Source organism: Salsuginibacillus kocurii DSM 18087 (assembly GCF_000377705.1).
GTDB lineage: Bacteria > Bacillota > Bacilli > Bacillales > Marinococcaceae > Salsuginibacillus > Salsuginibacillus kocurii.
On sequence record NZ_KB898623.1, the window covers coordinates 509,450 to 527,225 of the forward strand.

Sequence of the window (17,776 nt, forward strand, 5' to 3'; positions counted from 1 at the left end):
TCGTCACCTTTACAGCGCCTATATAAAAGAAAGGAGACTTACGAAGATGCAAACGGAAGTCATTGTAGTTGGTGGCGGCCCAGCCGGTCTTATGGCGGCTATATCAGCTGCTCAACACGGAGCAAACGTAACCTTATTAGATAAAGGTAAAAAGCTTGGACGAAAGCTAGCTATTTCAGGAGGTGGCCGTTGTAACGTTACAAATCGGATGGCCTTAGATGAATTAATTAAACACATTCCCGGGAACGGAAAATTTATGCACAGCCCCTTTTCTATCTTCAATAATGAAGATATTATTTCCTTCTTTGAAGATATGGGGATTCCCTTGAAAGAAGAAGATATGGGCCGCATGTTCCCAGTAAATGATAAAGCTGTAACCGTTGTAAGAACTCTCTTGGATAAACTTGAAGAGCTTGGCGTAACCATGCTTACCAAAACTGAAGTTCACGATTTATTGATGGATGAAGACCGTATTAAAGGTGTTCAATTAGCAGATGGTACCCAACGGGAAGCAGATGCTGTCATACTAGCTACAGGTGGCAAATCTGTACCTCATACAGGGAGCACGGGAGATGGTTATCCTTGGGCCGTTAAAGCAGGACATACAATTACAGATCTTTACCCAACTGAAGTACCAATCACTTCCCCGGACGACTTTATTCAGTCCAAAGAATTGCAGGGCTTGTCCCTCCAAGATGTTGCATTATCTGTAACTAACCATAAAGGGAAAACCGTAATCACTCATCGTGGCGATATGATATTTACCCATTTTGGGATTTCCGGGCCGATTGTGTTACGGTGCAGCCAATATGTTGTTAAAGAACGGAAGAAAAAACCTGACAATCTCGTTACTCTTTTGCTTTCTCTCTATCCTGAAGCAAAGGAAGAGTCATTATTTCAACAACTAGTCACTCTCAAAAAAGACCAAGGGCAAAAGTCTATTAAAAATGTGTTAAAAGCTTGGGCGCCTGAGCGTTTGTTGCTGCTTCTTTTAAAAAAAAGCAGTATTCCTTCTGATACCCGCACGGAGCAGGTAGCAAACGAAAGCCTGCGCCAACTAGCTCACTTCTTTACCCGTTTTCCTATTGCGGCCGATGGTACGCTTTCCATTGAAGAAGCGTTCGTTACTGGCGGAGGTGTTTCTATTAAAGAAGTACATCCCAAAACCCTCGGTTCAAAAAAGAAAGACGGTCTTTACTTTTGCGGAGAACTACTAGATATTCACGCTTATACTGGTGGCTACAATATTACTTGTGCTTTTTCTACTGGCTATGCTTCAGGAAAAGCCGCGGCCGAAACTCTTCAACCATTTATTCAATAACCATTCACAACCTGTGGATAAACACCTTTGCTTATACACAGGTTGTGAATTAATAAAACCTCTGTTATAAAGCGCTCTTTGCCACCCTGTGCATAACCTCTCTTTTTATCCACTTACTTATCCACTGTTATTCAGAAGTTATTAACAACTCAAACAAAAACAATTATCCTTAAGAATCAAATTAATAACCAGCCTATTATGGTTCCTACCCCGCCATACAAGAGAGCAAAAGGCATATTTTTCAGCGTAATTAGGTATGGATTTTGTTCGGTTGCCTGTGAGGTCATCGTCACCGTAATTCCATACGTCCCTACCGAAGCTGTGGATAACGAACTAGTTATAAAAACAATACCAATGCTCATAGGATTCATTGTTTCATAGAGCGGAACTACGACTTCTTGCAATATTCCAATGGTGGCAATTGGATGCATCCCAATCATAGCCATGGCTAAAAAGGTAAATTGAATAAACAGCAGCACCACCAAAGGCTGATTTGCAGCTAACATAAACGGTTCTTGAATCATGCCTAAAAAAGGTGTCTCATTCAAGCTGCCTGAAAAGAATCCGAGCGCTACAAATAACACGACGAAGTTTTGCATGTTGTTTAAACGGAACCACCACGTTTTTGCACCTATGGTCCAAAAGGAGCGTATCCGCTTTATTAATATGGCCCAGACCACCGCAAATGGAAAAATAACCAAGGTGACTGTGATAATAAATGACAGCCCGGTAAGATTTCCGATCCCCACCACTAAGAATAAAAATGCAGTCAAGGCGACCGAAAGCTGAAAAATACGTTTAGTCATTTCTAGTGGATTAATTGTTTTTGTCAGCGCTGCGCCATTCGGCTCGTAGGCCACCCGGCGAAAGCGCTGGCCAATAATTCCGTCTAAAATGAGCACTATCCCAGAGATAAGCAACAGCCACGGCAGGTATTCTAAAAAGCTTACTCCGGTGGTATCCACTGTAATAGCCACCATAATTTCCATCGGGCTCCAAGCTAAAACCAAAGCAAAACCCCGTAATGTTGTACGAGAAATGAAATCATCCCGTACTGCCTTTGAAAAATGAGCTAAATTTTGTTTGAGCACATCCTGGATAAGTGGAATTGCAGATAGATTAATGAAAGCTACTAATAAATACGTAGTGCCTAAACTACGTGTATACAACCTACCTAAATCTTTAACCCGTGCTTGCAGGAGTTGATTAATGCGGCGGTCAAACCGCCCTGCTCTAACGACACTCTGCATCCAAGGAAGCATGGCTAAAAAAGCTAAGAGTGAAAGATTATTCGTCATCAGTTGAGGTAGTTCTAGCACGCTGACATTTCCCCACAAGAAAAAGATAACCCCCGCACTTACAAACAGAGTGCCCAACAACCGAAACAACTTGGTGGCTCCGACAAAAGAAATCAGAAGCGCTGGGATTGCTAGCACTCCTGCCATATAGGTTAATACTTCCGAGCCAAGAAACATATCAATTAGATAAAGGCCGAGCACTGTTAAGTATAAGTAACCAATTGAAAATTTGTTCATGCTATTACTCCTCTATTGCCAAATCCCTAACTCCTACAAACTGCCTATCATCTGACCCTACGAAAAGAAAGCCACTCTCTCCTGGGGAGAGAATGGCTTCCTGCGAACTTCGATTTAATTCGCTACGATGTTCACAAGCTTGCCTGGTACAGCAATTACTTTTCGAATGGTTTTCCCTTCGATCTGTTCTTTAATCTTCTCATCTTCAAATGCTGCTTCTTCAAGTTCTTCTTTGCTTGCTTCAGCTGATACTACAAGCTTGCTGCGCACTTTTCCGTTAATTTGCACGACGACTTCCACTTCGTCAGTTACAAGATAAGCTTCATCATACGTCGGCCATGCTTCGTAACCGATTGTTTCGTTATGACCAAGTACGGACCAAAGCTCTTCAGTGAGATGAGGAGCGACGGGTGCAAGCATTTTAACAAAGCCTTCTATTTGCTCTTTTGATAGTGTGTCTTCTTTATAAGCATCGTTTACAAATACCATCAGTTGACTGATGCCTGTATTAAAACGAAGATTGGTAAAGTGTTCCGTTACTTTCTGGACAGTTTCATGATAGGTACGTGTCATATCCTCACTAGCTTCATTTTCCGCTTGAATAGTAGAACGTAATGCCTTCCCGTCCTCGGCTACGACTAAGCGCCATACCCGGTCCAAAAAGCGGCGGGCTCCATCCAGTCCATTGGTTGACCAAGCAATGGAAGCATCCAAAGGTCCCATAAACATTTCATACAAACGAAGCGTATCTGCTCCGTGCGTTTCTAAAATGTCATCTGGATTGACAACGTTCCCTTTAGATTTACTCATCTTCTCATTGTTTTCCCCAAGAATCATGCCCTGGTTGTAAAGGCGTTGGAACGGCTCTTTCGTAGGGACTACGCCGATGTCATACAACACCTTGTGCCAAAAACGTGCATAAAGCAGGTGAAGCACGGCATGCTCTGCACCACCGATATAAATGTCCACCGGAAGCCAGTGAGCAAGCTTTTCCGGCGCAGCCAGTTCTTCAGTATTGGTTGGGTCAATAAAGCGTAAGTAATACCAGCAGCTTCCTGCCCACTGCGGCATCGTATTGGTCTCGCGCCGGCCTTTCATGCCTGTTTCCGGGTCAGTTACTTCAACCCAGTCTGTTGCATTAGCAAGCGGCGATTCACCCGTACCTGACGGTTTGAATTCATCCATATTTGGCAGTTCAAGTGGAAGCTCTTCTTCAGGCACCGTCGACATGGACCCATCTTCCCAATGAATCACTGGGATGGGCTCGCCCCAATAACGCTGGCGGCTAAACAACCAATCTCTTAAGCGATACGTGACTTCTTTATTACCGATATTTTGTTCTTCCAGCCATTGAATCATTGTTTCAATGGCTTCATCAGTATGAAGTCCATTTAAAAAATCAGAGTTTACGTGCGGTCCGTCTTCCACGTAGGCTTCTTTTTCAATGTCGCCACCTTCGACAACTTCGCGGATCGGCAGGCCAAATTTTTGTGCGAATTCGTAGTCTCTTTCATCATGCCCAGGCACTGCCATGATCGCTCCGCTTCCGTAGCTTGCAAGCACGTAGTCTGCAATCCAGATCGGCATTTTTTCGCCATTAGCCGGGTTAATCGCGTGAGCTCCCGTAAATACGCCTGTTTTTTCTTTGGCAAGCTCTGTCCGCTCTAGTTCACTTTTTGAACCAACCTCATCCTGATAAGCTGCCACTGCTTCTTTTTGTTCTTCACTTACAATTTTATTTACAAGTTCGTGCTCTGGCGCAAATACACAGTAAGTAGCTCCAAAAAGTGTATCCGGACGAGTCGTAAACGCTGTAAATGTTTCTTCGCTTCCATCAATAGCGAACGTGATTGTAGCTCCTTCAGAGCGACCAATCCAATTACGTTGCATGTCTTTAATACTCTCCGGCCAATCCAGTTCTTCTAAATCCTCAAGCAAACGATCAGCATACTCTGTAATTTTCAACATCCACTGCCGCATCGGGCGTCGTTCTACCGGATGGCCCCCGCGTTCACTGACCCCATCTACGACCTCTTCGTTGGCAAGTACAGTGCCAAGCGCCGGGCACCAATTTACCGGCACTTCATCAATATAAGCAAGCCCTTGCTTATATAATTGAATAAAAATCCACTGTGTCCATTTATAATACGCAGGATCGGTCGTATCGATCTCCCGGTCCCAATCGTAAGAAAAGCCAAGGGATTTGATCTGACGGCGGAAGTTATCAATATTCGCTTGGGTAAACTCGCGAGGATGCTTATTTGTATCGAGCGCGTACTGTTCAGCCGGAAGACCAAACGCATCCCACCCCATCGGATGCAAAACATGATAACCTTGCATGCGCTTCATTCGCGATAAAATATCTGTTGCTGTATAACCTTCAGGGTGCCCGACATGCAGTCCGGAGCCCGAAGGATATGGAAACATATCTAGAGCATAATATTTCGGTTTATGTTCATTGCCTTTCGGGTCTTCTGTTTTGAAAATACGTTCTTTTTCCCAAAAGGATTGCCATTTTTGTTCAATCTCCTGATGAGGGTATGCCATGAAATTGTCCTCCTTTTTCTTTGCCACAGTGAGTCTTAAACTGCTTTTCATGATAACGCAGGGTGTTGTCATTTACATTCAGTATAAAAGCCTCCCATCCCTGCCACTATTCTGACGAGGGACGAGAGGCTATGAATTATTCGTTAGTCTTCCCGCGGTACCACCCAATTTGGCGTCTACCTGAAAAAGATAGACGACCCGCTTCAATCCTTAACGCGGATCACGGCAAAAAGTACTACTATTCCCTTTTGCAACTCCGAGGCGAGTTCAACTCCCGCTTTCGCCTGGCTTACAGCTACCGCCAGTTCTCTGGACCCCAAGCGTTGAGCCTACTACTCCTCATCCAAGTTATTATGCGATGATCTATAACCTACATTTTAGAAATATCCAGCACGAATGTCAAGGTAAACACGCCTAACATTCATTTTTTCCAATTAACCAACTGCTTCTGACTGGGTGGGCTCAGGCTCTTCTATCGATTGCCCTCTCCGTTTTAGAGGAAGGTCAAAAATCCATACCGCCAGAAAAGCCAGACTAAATAACGCAAGCAACGTCCCAAAAAGGATTGTCATATTAAACAAATCAACGACCAATCCTCCAAAGAGAGGCCCTATCATTCGGCCGCCAGTGGCCACACTATTCACAATCCCTTGATAAAAACCTGCTTTCCCCGTTGGCGCCAATTTATGAGCGACTGTAGGTACTGCAGGCCACACAAATAGTTCACCAATCGTAAGAATCATCATAGCTGCAAGAAAGGCTGTAAAAACTTCAGCTTGTGAAAGAACACTAAACGAGATCACAAAGATAATGAGACCGGTATACAATTGGGCTTTTAAACTAGTTACCCAATGCCTTACTACATAAGCCATCACTGGCTGCATCGCCACAATCATAATTCCATTTACTGTCCAGAGTATACTGTAGCTAGATAACGGAATGCCGAGCTCTTGAATGTGTACCGAAACATTGGACTGCCACTGCACATAAGCAATCCAGCAAATCAAGAAGCCACCACATAACAGCAGCAATGGTAAAAGTGTCACCTTTAAGCTTGGAGCTTGCTTCTCTTTTTCAGTGGTTGAAGAAGCAGAAACCTGATTCACCCGTATTGAGCGAAAGCTTATTAACACAAACAGGAATAATAAAATATACGAAAGACCATTCGCCATGAAGATGTTCTGAATGTTAAAGGTAGCAACAACACCTGCTAACGCTGTGCCGGCAGCCACGCCGATGTTTTGTGCAACATACATGGCATTAAAGGGGCGGCGGCCGCCTTCAGGCCAGACAGAACCTGCTAAAGCATAAAAAGCGGGGAACGTCATGCCTCCTCCAAATCCAATGCCTGCTAAAAACAACATATATTGATAATAATCATGATACATCGCCAACAGAAAAGCAGCGATCAGCGCTATGCCAAGGCCGAGCAGAATTGTTCGATACCCGCCGATTTGGTCAAATAATCTCCCGCCAATCAAACTACCTATTACGCCGGCACCGGCATTAACCATTAACACGAAGCCGGCAAGAGATAAAGGCTGCCCTAACTCCTGGTGAATAAAGATTGTATTTAAAGGCCATAAAAACGACACAGCGGTAACGTTTGAAGCCATTCCTATAATAAGCAGCCATAAAACTTTGGGCATTCTCTCTTCCCCCTATTTCGATTCCCGAACCAATTGTAGAAGAATCCTTTTAAAAGCACAAGATAATACAGGCAAACCTCCGAAACTTTACTCCTCCTTTGTATATAAAGAGACCCGTGCTAAAATGAAAGAACTTGGGCAAAGGTGCTTATTAATATTAATGCTGTTGAAGAACGTTGATGATATTGCTCGTTTATAGGCCGGACATAGCCGGTCCTCCTGGGAGATAAAAGCTAGCCTGGTGAGACCCCGCAGGGCATCAGCCTGAGGACACTCGAGAGTCACCCGCGAAAAGGGGCCATAGACGAAATATCAACGCTACTCTAGAACGGCACCTTAATTAAGGCCATAACTTTTAAAAACATCCTTAATTTTTTATATCTTGATAAACAACCAGCCTTTTCAAGCAAGGCTTAACGTTAGAAAGCGAGGATTTCTAGATGCAGTCGAACGAAGCTTCTCCACTTATGTGGGGAGATAAAAGATACCATACCTTAAATCACCATTTCAGGGCACATTTCGGTGAAAAGGTCATGAAAATCCCATTAGATGGTGGTTTTGATTGTCCAAACAGAGACGGAAATGTGGCCACCGGCGGATGTACGTTTTGCAGCGCCAGAGGCTCAGGAGACTTTGCCGGAGACCGTAAAGACGACTTGGTTACGCAATTTCAACAAATCAAAGCACGTTCACATAAAAAGTGGAAATCAGGAAAATACATTGGGTACTTCCAGGCCTTTTCTAATACGTATGCTCCTGTAGAAACATTAAGAGAAATGTATGAAGTGATTTTGGAACAAGAGGGTGTCGTAGGTTTATCCATTGCCACTCGGCCTGATTGTCTGCCTGATGATGTAATCGATTATCTAGCCGAGTTAAATGAACGAACTTACTTGTGGGTCGAATTAGGACTCCAGACCGTCCATGAACGAACAGCTAACCTTATTAACCGAGCCCATGATTATGAATGTTATGTAGAAGGCGTTAACAAATTAAGAGCCCACGGCATTCGGGTCTGTTCTCACATCATTAACGGGCTGCCGCTAGAAACGAACGAAATGATGATTGAAACCGTAGACGAATTAATGAAGTTAGATATTCAAGGCATAAAAATCCATTTGCTCCATCTCATGAAACAAACGCCTATGGTAAAACAGTACGAACAAGGTCTTGTTGAATTCCTTAGTTTCGAAGATTATGTTTCGCTCGTAGTAGACCAAATTGAGCGAATCCCTCCTCATGTGGTTATTCACCGCTTAACTGGTGACGCTCCGAATGAAATGCTGATTGGTCCGATGTGGAGCATGAACAAATTTGAAGTGTTAACAGCCATTGATCGTGAATTAGAACGCAGAGAAAGCTGGCAAGGCAAACGCTATGTTGCTAATGAGGTGCCGATGACGTGAAGTACTACGACATCCTTCCCTTCGTCCATCATTTATTAAGTCAACTTATTCAACCTGGGGACACGGCTATCGATGCGACAGCCGGAAATGGGCATGACACTCTTTATTTGGCTTCTTTAGTTGGAGAAAAAGGCCGCGTCCATAGCTTTGATATTCAAGAACAAGCTCTAACGAACACCACTCAAAAGCTTCAAGAACACGAAGTTTATTCGCGGGTCAATCTGCATCATGCTGGACATGAACAACTGAAAAAGAAAATAGATCAGGAAGAATGGCCTCAGGTAAAAGCCGCTATTTTTAACCTGGGGTATTTGCCAGGCGGGGATAAATCCATTGTTACTACAGCTGATACTACGATTACTGCCTTACAAACACTGAAATCATCCCTCTCTCCTGGCTCCGTTATCCTTTTAGTCGTTTATCACGGCCATGAAGAAGGTAAACAAGAACGCGACGAATTAATGAGCTATGTCCAATCATTAAACCCGGTTGACATACAAGTCGCCAAATATGAATTTATGAACCAAACTAACAATCCTCCCTTTTTGTTAATCATGGAACGAAAAGGGTAGATACTCCTGATCACTTTCATAAACATAAAAAGTTTTCCTATCTGCTAAAACCGTCCATCATGGGCGGTTTTTTTGTGGGGAAGGGCAGACATCTATTCAGTCTGTACAAAATTTTTTGTATTCACCGCTTGCCAAACATGATTAATTCGGTTTACAATTCCTCTTACGCCATATAGAGACTATTAAACTGATTATGTTTAAATAAATAACTACAACTCGCCCGGAGGTGATTATACATGCTTTTTTCTCGTGTGCTCTTATATTCCATTGGAATGCTAATCAATTTTTTCGGGGTAGCGCTTGTCATCCACTCCACCTTAGGAACTGGCTTTTGGTCAGCACTCTTTGTCGGTCTAGCTGACTTGGTTGGGGGGACTGCTGGTTTATGGTACGGTATTTTCCAATTTATATTTATTTTTGTAAATGCTCATCTAATGGGCGCACGACCTGAAGTTGCCGCCCTTATTCCGCTCGTGTTAGAGAGTTTTATATATGATTTCTGGCTTGAAATTGTTTTTGCTGGTCTTAATTTAGCACAGGCCCCCTTGTACTTGCAGGTTGGTACATTTGCTGGCGGCTTGCTATTAATCGGCCTGGGAGTTGCTTTGTACATTTTGCCGATGTTCCCTCGTGCCCCAGTGGATCAGCTATTTTTAGCTATCAGTCAACGCTTTCAATTTAGTATACGTACGTCACAGACTCTGGTGGCAATAGGAGCCGCCACAGGTGGTTTGCTTATCGGTGGTCCAGTAGGTGTTGGCACCATCATTGTAGCTTTTACATTAGGCCCTATCATTCAATTCTGGCATGAAAAGCTACTAGTCGTTTTTCCTGATTTCCATGAAGAAGTGATCTGGGAAGAAACAGCTTGGGACGAAGTATATGAATAGTCAATCGATCAGCCTTGCCTGATATTTCTTTCTTATTTGCTGCCGCGTAAAAAAAACCGATTTCAGGTCTTCTCACCTGAAATCGGCTTTTTTAAACGGTTGCTACTTAGTAACGGGGTGACACTTTGAATTCACTACAGGCGGATGCTTTCATCACAGCAATAGTACCGCCTTTTGCTTCTTATAGGTAGCGAAACAAACAAGTATGTTTACGATGACAGCCTTTTATTATGAATAGTTTTTTCTAAACATCCAGCTGTTCACATAAAAGAAGATCGTCGGTAAGCCTCCTAAACGTACAAAGCGTTTAGCCGTTTCTTTCACTTCTTTTTGTTTCTGCACCTTTTCATCAGCAAGGTAAAGAGCCATGATTCCACGATTTAGCAACTTATGAAATTCTGCATCCGGAAGACGTTGTAAGTGCTTTTCTGCTTGCGCTTTAAAGTACGTAAACCGCTCCACTAAATGATCTTCATTTTCATAATAAAAACAGAAGTTCAATTCCCCATCTTTTAAGTCTTCTTCTTGATCTATAAAGTAATCAAGTAAAATATGAAAACCTTGCACCCATGGAAAATAACCATTTTTAATCAAAGTTGCTTTATTTTCAGCCATCTTTCCTTGTGAGGCATATCCAGCCAGAGAATATACACCTAAGGTAGAGCCAGTACTAGCAGCAAATTCAAACCAGTGCATGCCAGGGAACTTAGCTTCTTCTCCTTCAAACCACTCTTTTAATAGGGGGATCCTGTCTTCTTCACGAACATGTTTGTAGACTTGTAAATCTCGATAGTAACGGGACAAATCCTCCATTTGATTTTGCACATCATAAAAACCAGGCAATTTTAAAAGTGCTTGCTGACAGGTCTCAACAAGTCCCACTAAAAAGCCGTTGTCGCCCTGATGGTTGCGGTAGCGGTAATAATCCGTCTGCTCCATGTCAGGGTGCAATGCTTGCTCCATCGCTTCATGGAGTGCCCGAAAATCATCAGGGTCCTGCGATTCACTTTTATCACACAGATTATCTAAATAATCCGCAATTGTTTGGTACGCTACAATAAAACGAATGACATTTTTTCTCCCACTTGGAGCAAGTAATGCATACGAGCCCCCGCCTTCACAATGAAAAGTCTTTTCGGTTAAGCAATGCATTGCCTGTTCCTTAAATAACGGATCCGGAATATTTACTGCTTGTTCTTTCCATCGTTCAATTTCTTTATGAACCTCTGGGATAATCCTTTTGTTCATCTTATATAGTAACGTCCATGATTGAGTTGGTACTTTCACTTTGCGCCTCCTTCTCCTGCCTTCAGTTCGAACAATAATAACTCTCGACAAAGAGTATCATATTGTGGCAGATACCGACAGTCTTGCATCGATAAATGTCATCATGTATTCAAAAACATCATGTTTTTCAGGCTCATTAAACAATTCATGGTATAACTCTGGAAAACGTTTAAACGAACGGTCAGAAATCCATAAAGCGTTGAACCACTCATTCGTCCGGTGGGCATCAACCACAAAATCGTCCCCTGCTTGCATAACAAGAAGTGGTATATCAGGAAACTGATTCGCATATTCAAAACTTTCTCTTATCGCTCTAAGCAATTCATTATACCAGCGGAGAGTTACAGTAGAAACACGGTACTGATCCTTGATAAATTCAGCACGAATCGATGGATCTCTTGTAATAGACTCGGCAGTAATCCTGCTTTTCACGCTGAAACCCGGAAGAATCCGGTGCAATACTTTGCCAGTAACCGCCACTGCTTTATTAGGGTTGGTATACAAGCCAAAGCAAGGAGAAGACAAAATAATACCTGTTATGTCCATATATTTATACAGAGCTGTCTGAACAACGGCAAGACCACCCATACTATGACCCACTAAATAAATCGGCAACGAAAATTGCTCTGCTTCTTTATACCAGCTGTACACTGTATCAATATATTGGTCAAAATGTTCAACGTGGCCGCGCTTGCCTCGTGTCCGGCCAAAACCAGGAAGGTCCCCGCTTATAACATGAAAACGCTGTTGTTGAAACTGATCTATCAACCATTTATACCTTCCATGGTGCTCACCTGCTCCATGCACTACAATGACGATTCCACGTGCTTGTTCCACTTCCCACGTTCGCATACAGGCACCCCTTTCCCTTGCTCTGCTGTCATTTTTCAAAATATTTTGCTACACTTACACCAATCACTTACAGAAAGGAGCAGTAGCCGTTGTTTTATACGTATGGCGACAAAACACCACAAATTGCACAAAGTGCTTATATAGCTGATTATGTCACGATTACAGGTGATGTCAAGGTTGGAGAGGAAGCAAACATTTGGTTCAACACTGTAATACGAGGCGATGTAGCCCCTACACTCATCGGCCAACGCGTTAATATCCAAGATCAATGTGTGTTGCACCAAAGCCCAAAATATCCGCTCATTTTAGAGGATGATGTCTCTATAGGTCATAAGGTGCTGTTACATAGCTGTACTATTCGAAAAAATGCACTAATTGGCATGGGAGCACAAGTGTTGGATGGTGTCGAAATTGGAGAAGGAGCATTTGTCGGTGCAGGGAGCTTAATTCCACCTGGCAAAACAATCCCTCCGCGCACGCTTGTTTTCGGTCAGCCTGCTAAAGTAATTCGTGAATTAACCGAGGACGATATCGAAGAAATGCAACGGATCCGTGAAGTCTATGTAGAACGTGGCCAATACTATAAAAATTTACAAGAGACCCAGCAGCAGTTAAGCCGGGAAGATGTAACTCCAAAAGAAGGATAAGAAATCATCCTCATTCAAGTTTTTTGTTTACTTCATTCTTTATTAGCGAATTCGTTCACCATAAGAAAACCCCAGTCAAAGGAGACCGGGGTTTTTCTTATATGGTTCTCGGACAAACTCCTCCGTAGTGGAAGATCTCCACTCATTCTTTAAACATACGCCTGGTCACGCAACACACTTGCTTTATCTGTAGCTTCCCATGGGAGTTCAATATCCGTGCGGCCAAAATGACCGTACGCTGCAGTTTGTTCATAAATAGGACGGCGCAAGTCGAGCATTTTTATAATGCCAGCCGGTCGGAGATCAAAGTGCTCACGAACTATAGCGACAAGTACTTCTTCAGATACGTTGCCTGTGCCAAATGTATTAATAGAAATAGATACTGGACGGGCCACGCCAATAGCATAAGCGAGCTGGACTTCGCACTTCTCTGCAAGTTCTGCGGCCACAATATTCTTTGCTACGTACCGCGCTGCATAAGACGCCGAGCGATCTACTTTTGTAGGGTCCTTACCGGAGAAGGCTCCGCCTCCATGTCTAGCAAAGCCGCCATACGTATCTACAATAATTTTTCGGCCAGTAAGGCCCGCATCTCCCTGTGGGCCTCCGATAACGAAACGCCCGGTTGGGTTAATATAATACTGGGTCTGCTCGTCCAGCCAGTCTTCAGGAACTACAGCTGAAACGACATGTTCCTTTAAGTCTTTTTCAATCGTCTCCATTGTCACCTTAGGATGATGCTGTGTCGAGATCACAATAGCATCCACCCGCTTAGCGTTGCCTTCGTCGTCGTATTCTACAGTGACTTGCGTTTTGCCGTCAGGCCGCAAATAAGGAATGGTTCCGTCTGTGCGAACTTCGGTTAAGCGGCGGGCAAGCTTTTGGGCAAGGGAGATAGGCATTGGCATCAATTCTTCTGTTTCATTATCTGCATAACCAAACATTAATCCCTGATCACCAGCACCAATACTTTCAATCTCTTCTTCTGTCATTTGCCCTTCTCTTGCTTCAAGGGCTTCATCTACTCCTTGAGCAATGTCTGCAGACTGTTCATCAATAGATGTTAATACAGAACAGGTATCTGCATCAAACCCGTATTTCGCCCGTGTATATCCAATTCGCTTCAACGTATCACGTGCTACTTTGGGAATATCTACATACGTAGAAGTAGTAATCTCTCCTGTTACAAGCACTAAGCCTGTATTTACCACCGTTTCACAAGCTACCCGAGCATTCGGGTCTTCTTTTAACATCTGATCAAGAATCGCATCAGAAATTTGATCACAGACTTTATCAGGATGGCCTTCTGTCACTGATTCAGATGTAAATAATCTTCGTCCTGTATGTTCCACGTCATTTCCTCCTTTTAGAGCTCTATGATACGGCACTCATTCCCGGACCAAAAGCCGGTAGGAAAAGAGAACGACATCCAGCGGTTTAGGTACTATCAGCCTAAAAAGAGAAAATCTCCGCTTCATATCCATGGAGAAAAGCTTTTATTTTAAGGAATAAAAGCTTTTCTTATCCTTTTTACATTTAAGAGAGCAAAGCTTTCTTAAAGTGTAAAAATACCCTTTTCCATTAGGCGAGGAAAAGGGTTATTGTCGGTTCACCTTTTTCGCCTCTTATCTTCCAAGGCATATACGGCCTTGCCAGGTTAGCACCTTTCCTCCATTGTTACCTGGGGATGGTTGCTGGGTTTCATTGGGCCTGTCCCTCCACCAACTCGGGATAAGAGTATCCGTTCGCGACATATGATATCGTTTTTCCTCGACCATGTCAACGAATGTTGCTTGATTCTCCTTACTTTCTATTTGTTTCCCCCTTGCTTTTGTTGAATTTGACACAAACCATCATTACAAGATGGTGCTTCTTTTTTAAACCGGTAACGATTATACGCAACCCAAGCATAGAGACGTTCTCCTAAAGGCCGTGCCATTGGAAGATAAGATAATAAAGCAAGAGCAGATGTAAGAGGAAGGGCAAGCATTATTCTCCTTACTGCGCTAAAACCGTGATACACATAGGTATCATCAACAAGAAGGTGCATTGAAGCCTGGACTGCCTCTTCTGATAAGAAAAAATAACTTTCGATAACCCCATTCTCATGTATCGATTTCCATTCGAGGCGGTTCCACCAGTCCAGTTGTTCCAGCCTGCGTTTGGTTTCTACGCACAGCGGGCATTTTCCATCATAAAATACGAGTAAAGACTGCATCCTAATTCTCCTCTCTTTTAACTAATTAATCACACTATATTTTGAAGTTTTTTAAAAATAGTGTGGACCAAATGAATAAATGTGTTATACTAATTCCAACAAAGCGATTACAAATTTAGTTTTGCACATTTGCAGAAAGGGTTTTGCCTTTATGAGTATTGTGAGCCTTACAAGCGAATTAGAGCGGATGATTGAAAACCGGCCTACAAAAACAGACTTAGCTGTTTCTTCGCTCGTAGAAGAAGCACTCCATAAGAAGGAAGGACACCTTACCGCCTCAGGAGCCTTAAATGTTTCCACAGGCTTATATACGGGCCGATCCCCGCAAGATAAATATATAGTAGATGAACCTTCTGTACGGGAACGCATTGATTGGGGTCCTGTTAATCAACCTATGGAAAAATCCACTTTTAAAAATTTGTATAAAAAGGTGCTCACATACCTTGAAACTAAAGATGATTTATACGTTGGCCATGCATTTGCAGGTGCAGATCCCTCTTATCGGCTTCCACTTAGGGTGGTAAATGAATATGCCTGGCATCAACTGTTTGCCCGGCAACTGTTTATCAAGCCTACCGAAGAAGAATTAGAAGATATCGTACCAGAATTTACGATTGTCTCGGCCCCAAATTTTAAAGCAGACCCTGCTATTGACCATACCCGCTCTGAAACGTTTATTATCATTTCGTTTGAAGAACGGATTATTCTAATAGGCGGAACGGAGTATGCAGGAGAAATGAAAAAATCTATTTTCTCTATTATGAATGCACTTCTGCCTGAACGAGATGTACTACCCATGCACTGTTCAGCAAATGTCGGCAAGGAAGGTGAGGTCTCCCTCTTCTTTGGCCTTTCCGGCACAGGCAAAACTACCTTATCAGCCGACCCTAACCGTTACCTTATTGGAGACGATGAACACGGTTGGTCCAGCAACGGCATTTTTAATATTGAAGGCGGTTGTTATGCAAAATGTATAAACTTGTCTGCTGAGAAAGAGCCTGAAATCTATAATGCTATTACGTTTGGGTCCGTGCTAGAAAATGTAGTAACAGAACCAGCTTCCGGCCAACCTGATTATGACAATACCGATTACACTGAAAACACACGGGCAGCTTACCCTATCCAACATATCCCGAATGCCATCACACCTAGCAGGGCAGGGCACCCGCACACAATCATTTTTTTAACAGCAGATGCCTTTGGAGTCTTACCTCCTATTAGCCGTTTAACAAAAGAACAGGCAATGTATCATTTTCTAAGTGGTTATACCAGTAAATTAGCTGGTACAGAACGCGGAATCACCGAGCCAGAAGCTACCTTTTCAACGTGCTTCGGTTCACCATTTCTGCCGCTGCCGGCTTCAGTATATGCAAAAATGCTTGGGCAAAAAGTGCTCGAACAGAATGTTAATGTATATCTAGTCAACACCGGTTGGTCTGGAGGGCCTTACGGAACTGGAAAGCGCATGAATTTAACCTATACTCGTGCTATGGTGCAAGCGGCCTTAGAGGGCGATCTGCAATCAGTTGAAACTGTCGTGGATCCCATTTTTGGTCTTCATATACCGACACGCTGCCCCGGGGTACCTGATAATGTACTGCAGCCCCGTCAAACCTGGGAGGACCCCCATGCTTATGACCAAAAGGCAAATGAACTTGCTGAACAGTTCAAGCAGAACTTCAAAAAGTTTGCAGACGTAGACACTTCGATTCAACAAGCTGGCCCACAAATTTAAGACTACTCATTTATACGTTGTGCACTTCTGAAGCAGATAAAACCTCTCCATCTCTTTTTACGAAAGGGTGGGGAGGTTTTAACGATGGCAGAGTTAAGCCGAATTAAAATGTTGAATCATATACTTCCTACTGAATAGGAATGCTGGCCAGAAACGTGTGAAAAGGGGGAGTAGCATTTCCGTTTCCCTTCTTCATGTGGACATAAGGTGGTTCTTTATATATGTTAATGATTCCTTTAAAACTTCATCTTTCATTATAAAACTAAAGGAAGAGTCTTCGCGGATATTTTCTGGAAGCAGGTCATATATGGCAGGGCCTTTTGTTTCCATATAGTCCCTTTTTTCAATCAACTGGCTTAAATTAGCGGCGTAGATATTCTTAATTACTACATCAGCTCGTCCGCTAACTTCATATTGCCCCAGATAGTGTAAGTTTTCAATTCGCCCACCCGTTTCTTCCCATACTTCACGTATAGCTGCTGCTTCAGGCAATTCTCCCTTTTCCACCTTGCCGCCTGGAAACTCATATCCTCGTCGTGGGTGGTTAGTTAACACCCAGCGTCCTTTATATTGGCATATCACCCATACATGTTTGGCCTGGGTAGAGAAAGGTTCATATTCAAAAGATAGACGAACTTGATTGTTATAATAATCCAAAAATGTTTTCATGAAATGTACTTCCTCCGCTCCTAAGTATGCTACCTATGAAGAAGCTTACACTTCTCTGCTGCAATTTTATTAATTCATTATTGCTTGCTTTTCCTCTTGGTACGTTTATTCACTTTGACTCTCTTCCCCCTTCTATTCAGCAAGGTACAAATACGGGACTAATGCGGCGTAATGATCGTTGATTACCCCCGGCAGCCGGGACAGTACTAATAGCTCTCGTTATCCAGCCTTTAATTTAAGCTAGAGAATGTGTACGTAGACAAAAAGTGAACTTCATATAAAATAACCTTTATTCTCATACCCTTCTAATTCGCTAAATATGCTAGTAAAAGTCCTACATTTTTGCCTGCGCTAATTCAGGTAATTTAGAATATAGAAAAGAAAGCTACATCGCTTATGAGCAGGGTTTAGGTAATTTACCAAGAGGGTAAAACCGTACTAGCTGTGT

14 protein-coding genes, 1 riboswitch and 1 other annotated feature are annotated in these 17,776 nt (G+C 43.0%); of the genes, 6 read left to right on the plus strand and 8 right to left on the minus strand.

The genetic code is table 11. From position 1 onward, the window contains the following. Positions 1 to 46: 46 nt before the first annotated feature. Positions 47 to 1,321 carry a BaiN/RdsA family NAD(P)/FAD-dependent oxidoreductase gene (locus D469_RS0102520; protein WP_018921789.1) on the plus strand — a complete coding sequence of 425 codons (1,275 nt, stop codon included), beginning with the start codon at positions 47 to 49 and terminating at the stop codon, positions 1,319 to 1,321. A gap of 176 nt (positions 1,322 to 1,497) precedes the next feature. Here the strand turns inward: D469_RS0102520 and D469_RS0102525 are convergent, their stop codons facing one another. From D469_RS0102525 to D469_RS0102540, 3 genes are all read right to left on the minus strand, one after another. Then, positions 1,498 to 2,856, minus strand: coding sequence for a hypothetical protein (locus D469_RS0102525; RefSeq protein WP_018921790.1), 1,359 nt, complete (start codon positions 2,854 to 2,856; stop codon positions 1,498 to 1,500). A 114-nt stretch (positions 2,857 to 2,970) separates the two neighbouring features. After that, positions 2,971 to 5,403 carry a leucine--tRNA ligase gene (gene leuS / locus D469_RS0102530; protein ID WP_018921791.1) on the minus strand — a complete coding sequence of 811 codons (2,433 nt, stop codon included), beginning with the start codon at positions 5,401 to 5,403 and terminating at the stop codon, positions 2,971 to 2,973. 114 nt (positions 5,404 to 5,517) lie between these two features. Continuing rightward, positions 5,518 to 5,758 (minus strand) — a binding site (T-box leader). Between the two features lie 79 nt (positions 5,759 to 5,837). Continuing rightward, positions 5,838 to 7,052, minus strand: coding sequence for an MDR family MFS transporter (locus D469_RS0102540; RefSeq protein WP_018921793.1), 1,215 nt, complete (start codon positions 7,050 to 7,052; stop codon positions 5,838 to 5,840). Positions 7,053 to 7,492: 440 nt separating this feature from the next. Here D469_RS0102540 and mnmL point away from each other — a divergent pair, with 440 nt between their 5' ends. The 3 genes from mnmL to D469_RS0102555 all read left to right on the plus strand — a co-directional run bounded on the left by mnmL (position 7,493) and on the right by D469_RS0102555 (position 9,920). Further along, entirely contained in the window at positions 7,493 to 8,458 is a 966-nt protein-coding gene (gene mnmL / locus D469_RS0102545; RefSeq protein ID WP_018921794.1) for a tRNA modification radical SAM protein MnmL/YtqA, read from the plus strand. After that, positions 8,455 to 9,030, plus strand: coding sequence for a tRNA 5-(aminomethyl)-2-thiouridylate-methyltransferase MnmM (mnmM, locus tag D469_RS0102550; RefSeq protein ID WP_018921795.1), 576 nt, complete (start codon positions 8,455 to 8,457; stop codon positions 9,028 to 9,030). Before mnmL ends, mnmM begins: the two co-directional genes overlap by 4 nt. Positions 9,031 to 9,266: 236 nt before the next feature. Further along, positions 9,267 to 9,920, plus strand: a complete 654-nt coding sequence (locus tag D469_RS0102555; RefSeq protein ID WP_018921796.1) for a YczE/YyaS/YitT family protein — start codon at positions 9,267 to 9,269, stop codon at positions 9,918 to 9,920. A gap of 228 nt (positions 9,921 to 10,148) precedes the next feature. Here the strand turns inward: D469_RS0102555 and D469_RS0102560 are convergent, their stop codons facing one another. Both D469_RS0102560 and D469_RS0102565 read right to left on the minus strand, forming a co-directional pair. Next, positions 10,149 to 11,207, minus strand: a complete 1,059-nt coding sequence (locus D469_RS0102560; protein WP_018921797.1) for a tetraprenyl-beta-curcumene synthase family protein — start codon at positions 11,205 to 11,207, stop codon at positions 10,149 to 10,151. 57 nt (positions 11,208 to 11,264) lie between these two features. After that, a complete protein-coding gene (locus D469_RS0102565) occupies positions 11,265 to 12,059 on the minus strand; it encodes an alpha/beta hydrolase (RefSeq protein ID WP_018921798.1) in 795 nt (264 codons plus the stop codon). Between the two features lie 89 nt (positions 12,060 to 12,148). Between D469_RS0102565 and D469_RS0102570 the strand changes: the two genes are divergently transcribed. After that, a complete protein-coding gene (locus tag D469_RS0102570; protein ID WP_018921799.1) occupies positions 12,149 to 12,706 on the plus strand; it encodes a gamma carbonic anhydrase in 558 nt (185 codons plus the stop codon). A gap of 149 nt (positions 12,707 to 12,855) precedes the next feature. Here D469_RS0102570 and metK read toward each other — a convergent pair whose 3' ends face one another. Both metK and D469_RS0102580 read right to left on the minus strand, forming a co-directional pair. After that, positions 12,856 to 14,058, minus strand: coding sequence for a methionine adenosyltransferase (metK, locus tag D469_RS0102575; RefSeq protein ID WP_018921800.1), 1,203 nt, complete (start codon positions 14,056 to 14,058; stop codon positions 12,856 to 12,858). 270 nt (positions 14,059 to 14,328) lie between these two features. After that, a riboswitch (SAM riboswitch) is annotated at positions 14,329 to 14,444 on the minus strand. Positions 14,445 to 14,516: 72 nt separating this feature from the next. Continuing rightward, positions 14,517 to 14,924, minus strand: coding sequence for a thiol-disulfide oxidoreductase DCC family protein (locus D469_RS0102580; RefSeq protein WP_018921801.1), 408 nt, complete (start codon positions 14,922 to 14,924; stop codon positions 14,517 to 14,519). A gap of 151 nt (positions 14,925 to 15,075) precedes the next feature. On the opposite strand from D469_RS0102580, the gene pckA reads away from it, so the two are divergent. Next, positions 15,076 to 16,659, plus strand: coding sequence for a phosphoenolpyruvate carboxykinase (ATP) (gene pckA / locus D469_RS0102585; RefSeq protein WP_018921802.1), 1,584 nt, complete (start codon positions 15,076 to 15,078; stop codon positions 16,657 to 16,659). Between the two features lie 192 nt (positions 16,660 to 16,851). Here pckA and ytkD read toward each other — a convergent pair whose 3' ends face one another. Next, positions 16,852 to 17,328 carry an RNA deprotection pyrophosphohydrolase gene (ytkD, locus tag D469_RS0102590; RefSeq protein WP_018921803.1) on the minus strand — a complete coding sequence of 159 codons (477 nt, stop codon included), beginning with the start codon at positions 17,326 to 17,328 and terminating at the stop codon, positions 16,852 to 16,854. Positions 17,329 to 17,776 lie beyond the last annotated feature (448 nt).

Bases quoted from the DNA above. Each gene is read 5' to 3' on its own strand.
- D469_RS0102520 (WP_018921789.1), top strand. From the start codon at position 47: ATGCAAACGGAAGTCATTGTAGTTGGTGGCGGCCCAGCCGGTCTTATG.
- D469_RS0102525 (WP_018921790.1), bottom strand. From the start codon at position 2,856: ATGAACAAATTTTCAATTGGTTACTTATACTTAACAGTGCTCGGCCTT.
- leuS (WP_018921791.1), bottom strand. From the start codon at position 5,403: ATGGCATACCCTCATCAGGAGATTGAACAAAAATGGCAATCCTTTTGG.
- D469_RS0102540 (WP_018921793.1), bottom strand. From the start codon at position 7,052: ATGCCCAAAGTTTTATGGCTGCTTATTATAGGAATGGCTTCAAACGTT.
- mnmL (WP_018921794.1), top strand. From the start codon at position 7,493: ATGCAGTCGAACGAAGCTTCTCCACTTATGTGGGGAGATAAAAGATAC.
- D469_RS0102555 (WP_018921796.1), top strand. From the start codon at position 9,267: ATGCTTTTTTCTCGTGTGCTCTTATATTCCATTGGAATGCTAATCAAT.
- D469_RS0102565 (WP_018921798.1), bottom strand. From the start codon at position 12,059: ATGCGAACGTGGGAAGTGGAACAAGCACGTGGAATCGTCATTGTAGTG.
- D469_RS0102580 (WP_018921801.1), bottom strand. From the start codon at position 14,924: ATGCAGTCTTTACTCGTATTTTATGATGGAAAATGCCCGCTGTGCGTA.
- pckA (WP_018921802.1), top strand. From the start codon at position 15,076: ATGAGTATTGTGAGCCTTACAAGCGAATTAGAGCGGATGATTGAAAAC.
- ytkD (WP_018921803.1), bottom strand. From the start codon at position 17,328: ATGAAAACATTTTTGGATTATTATAACAATCAAGTTCGTCTATCTTTT.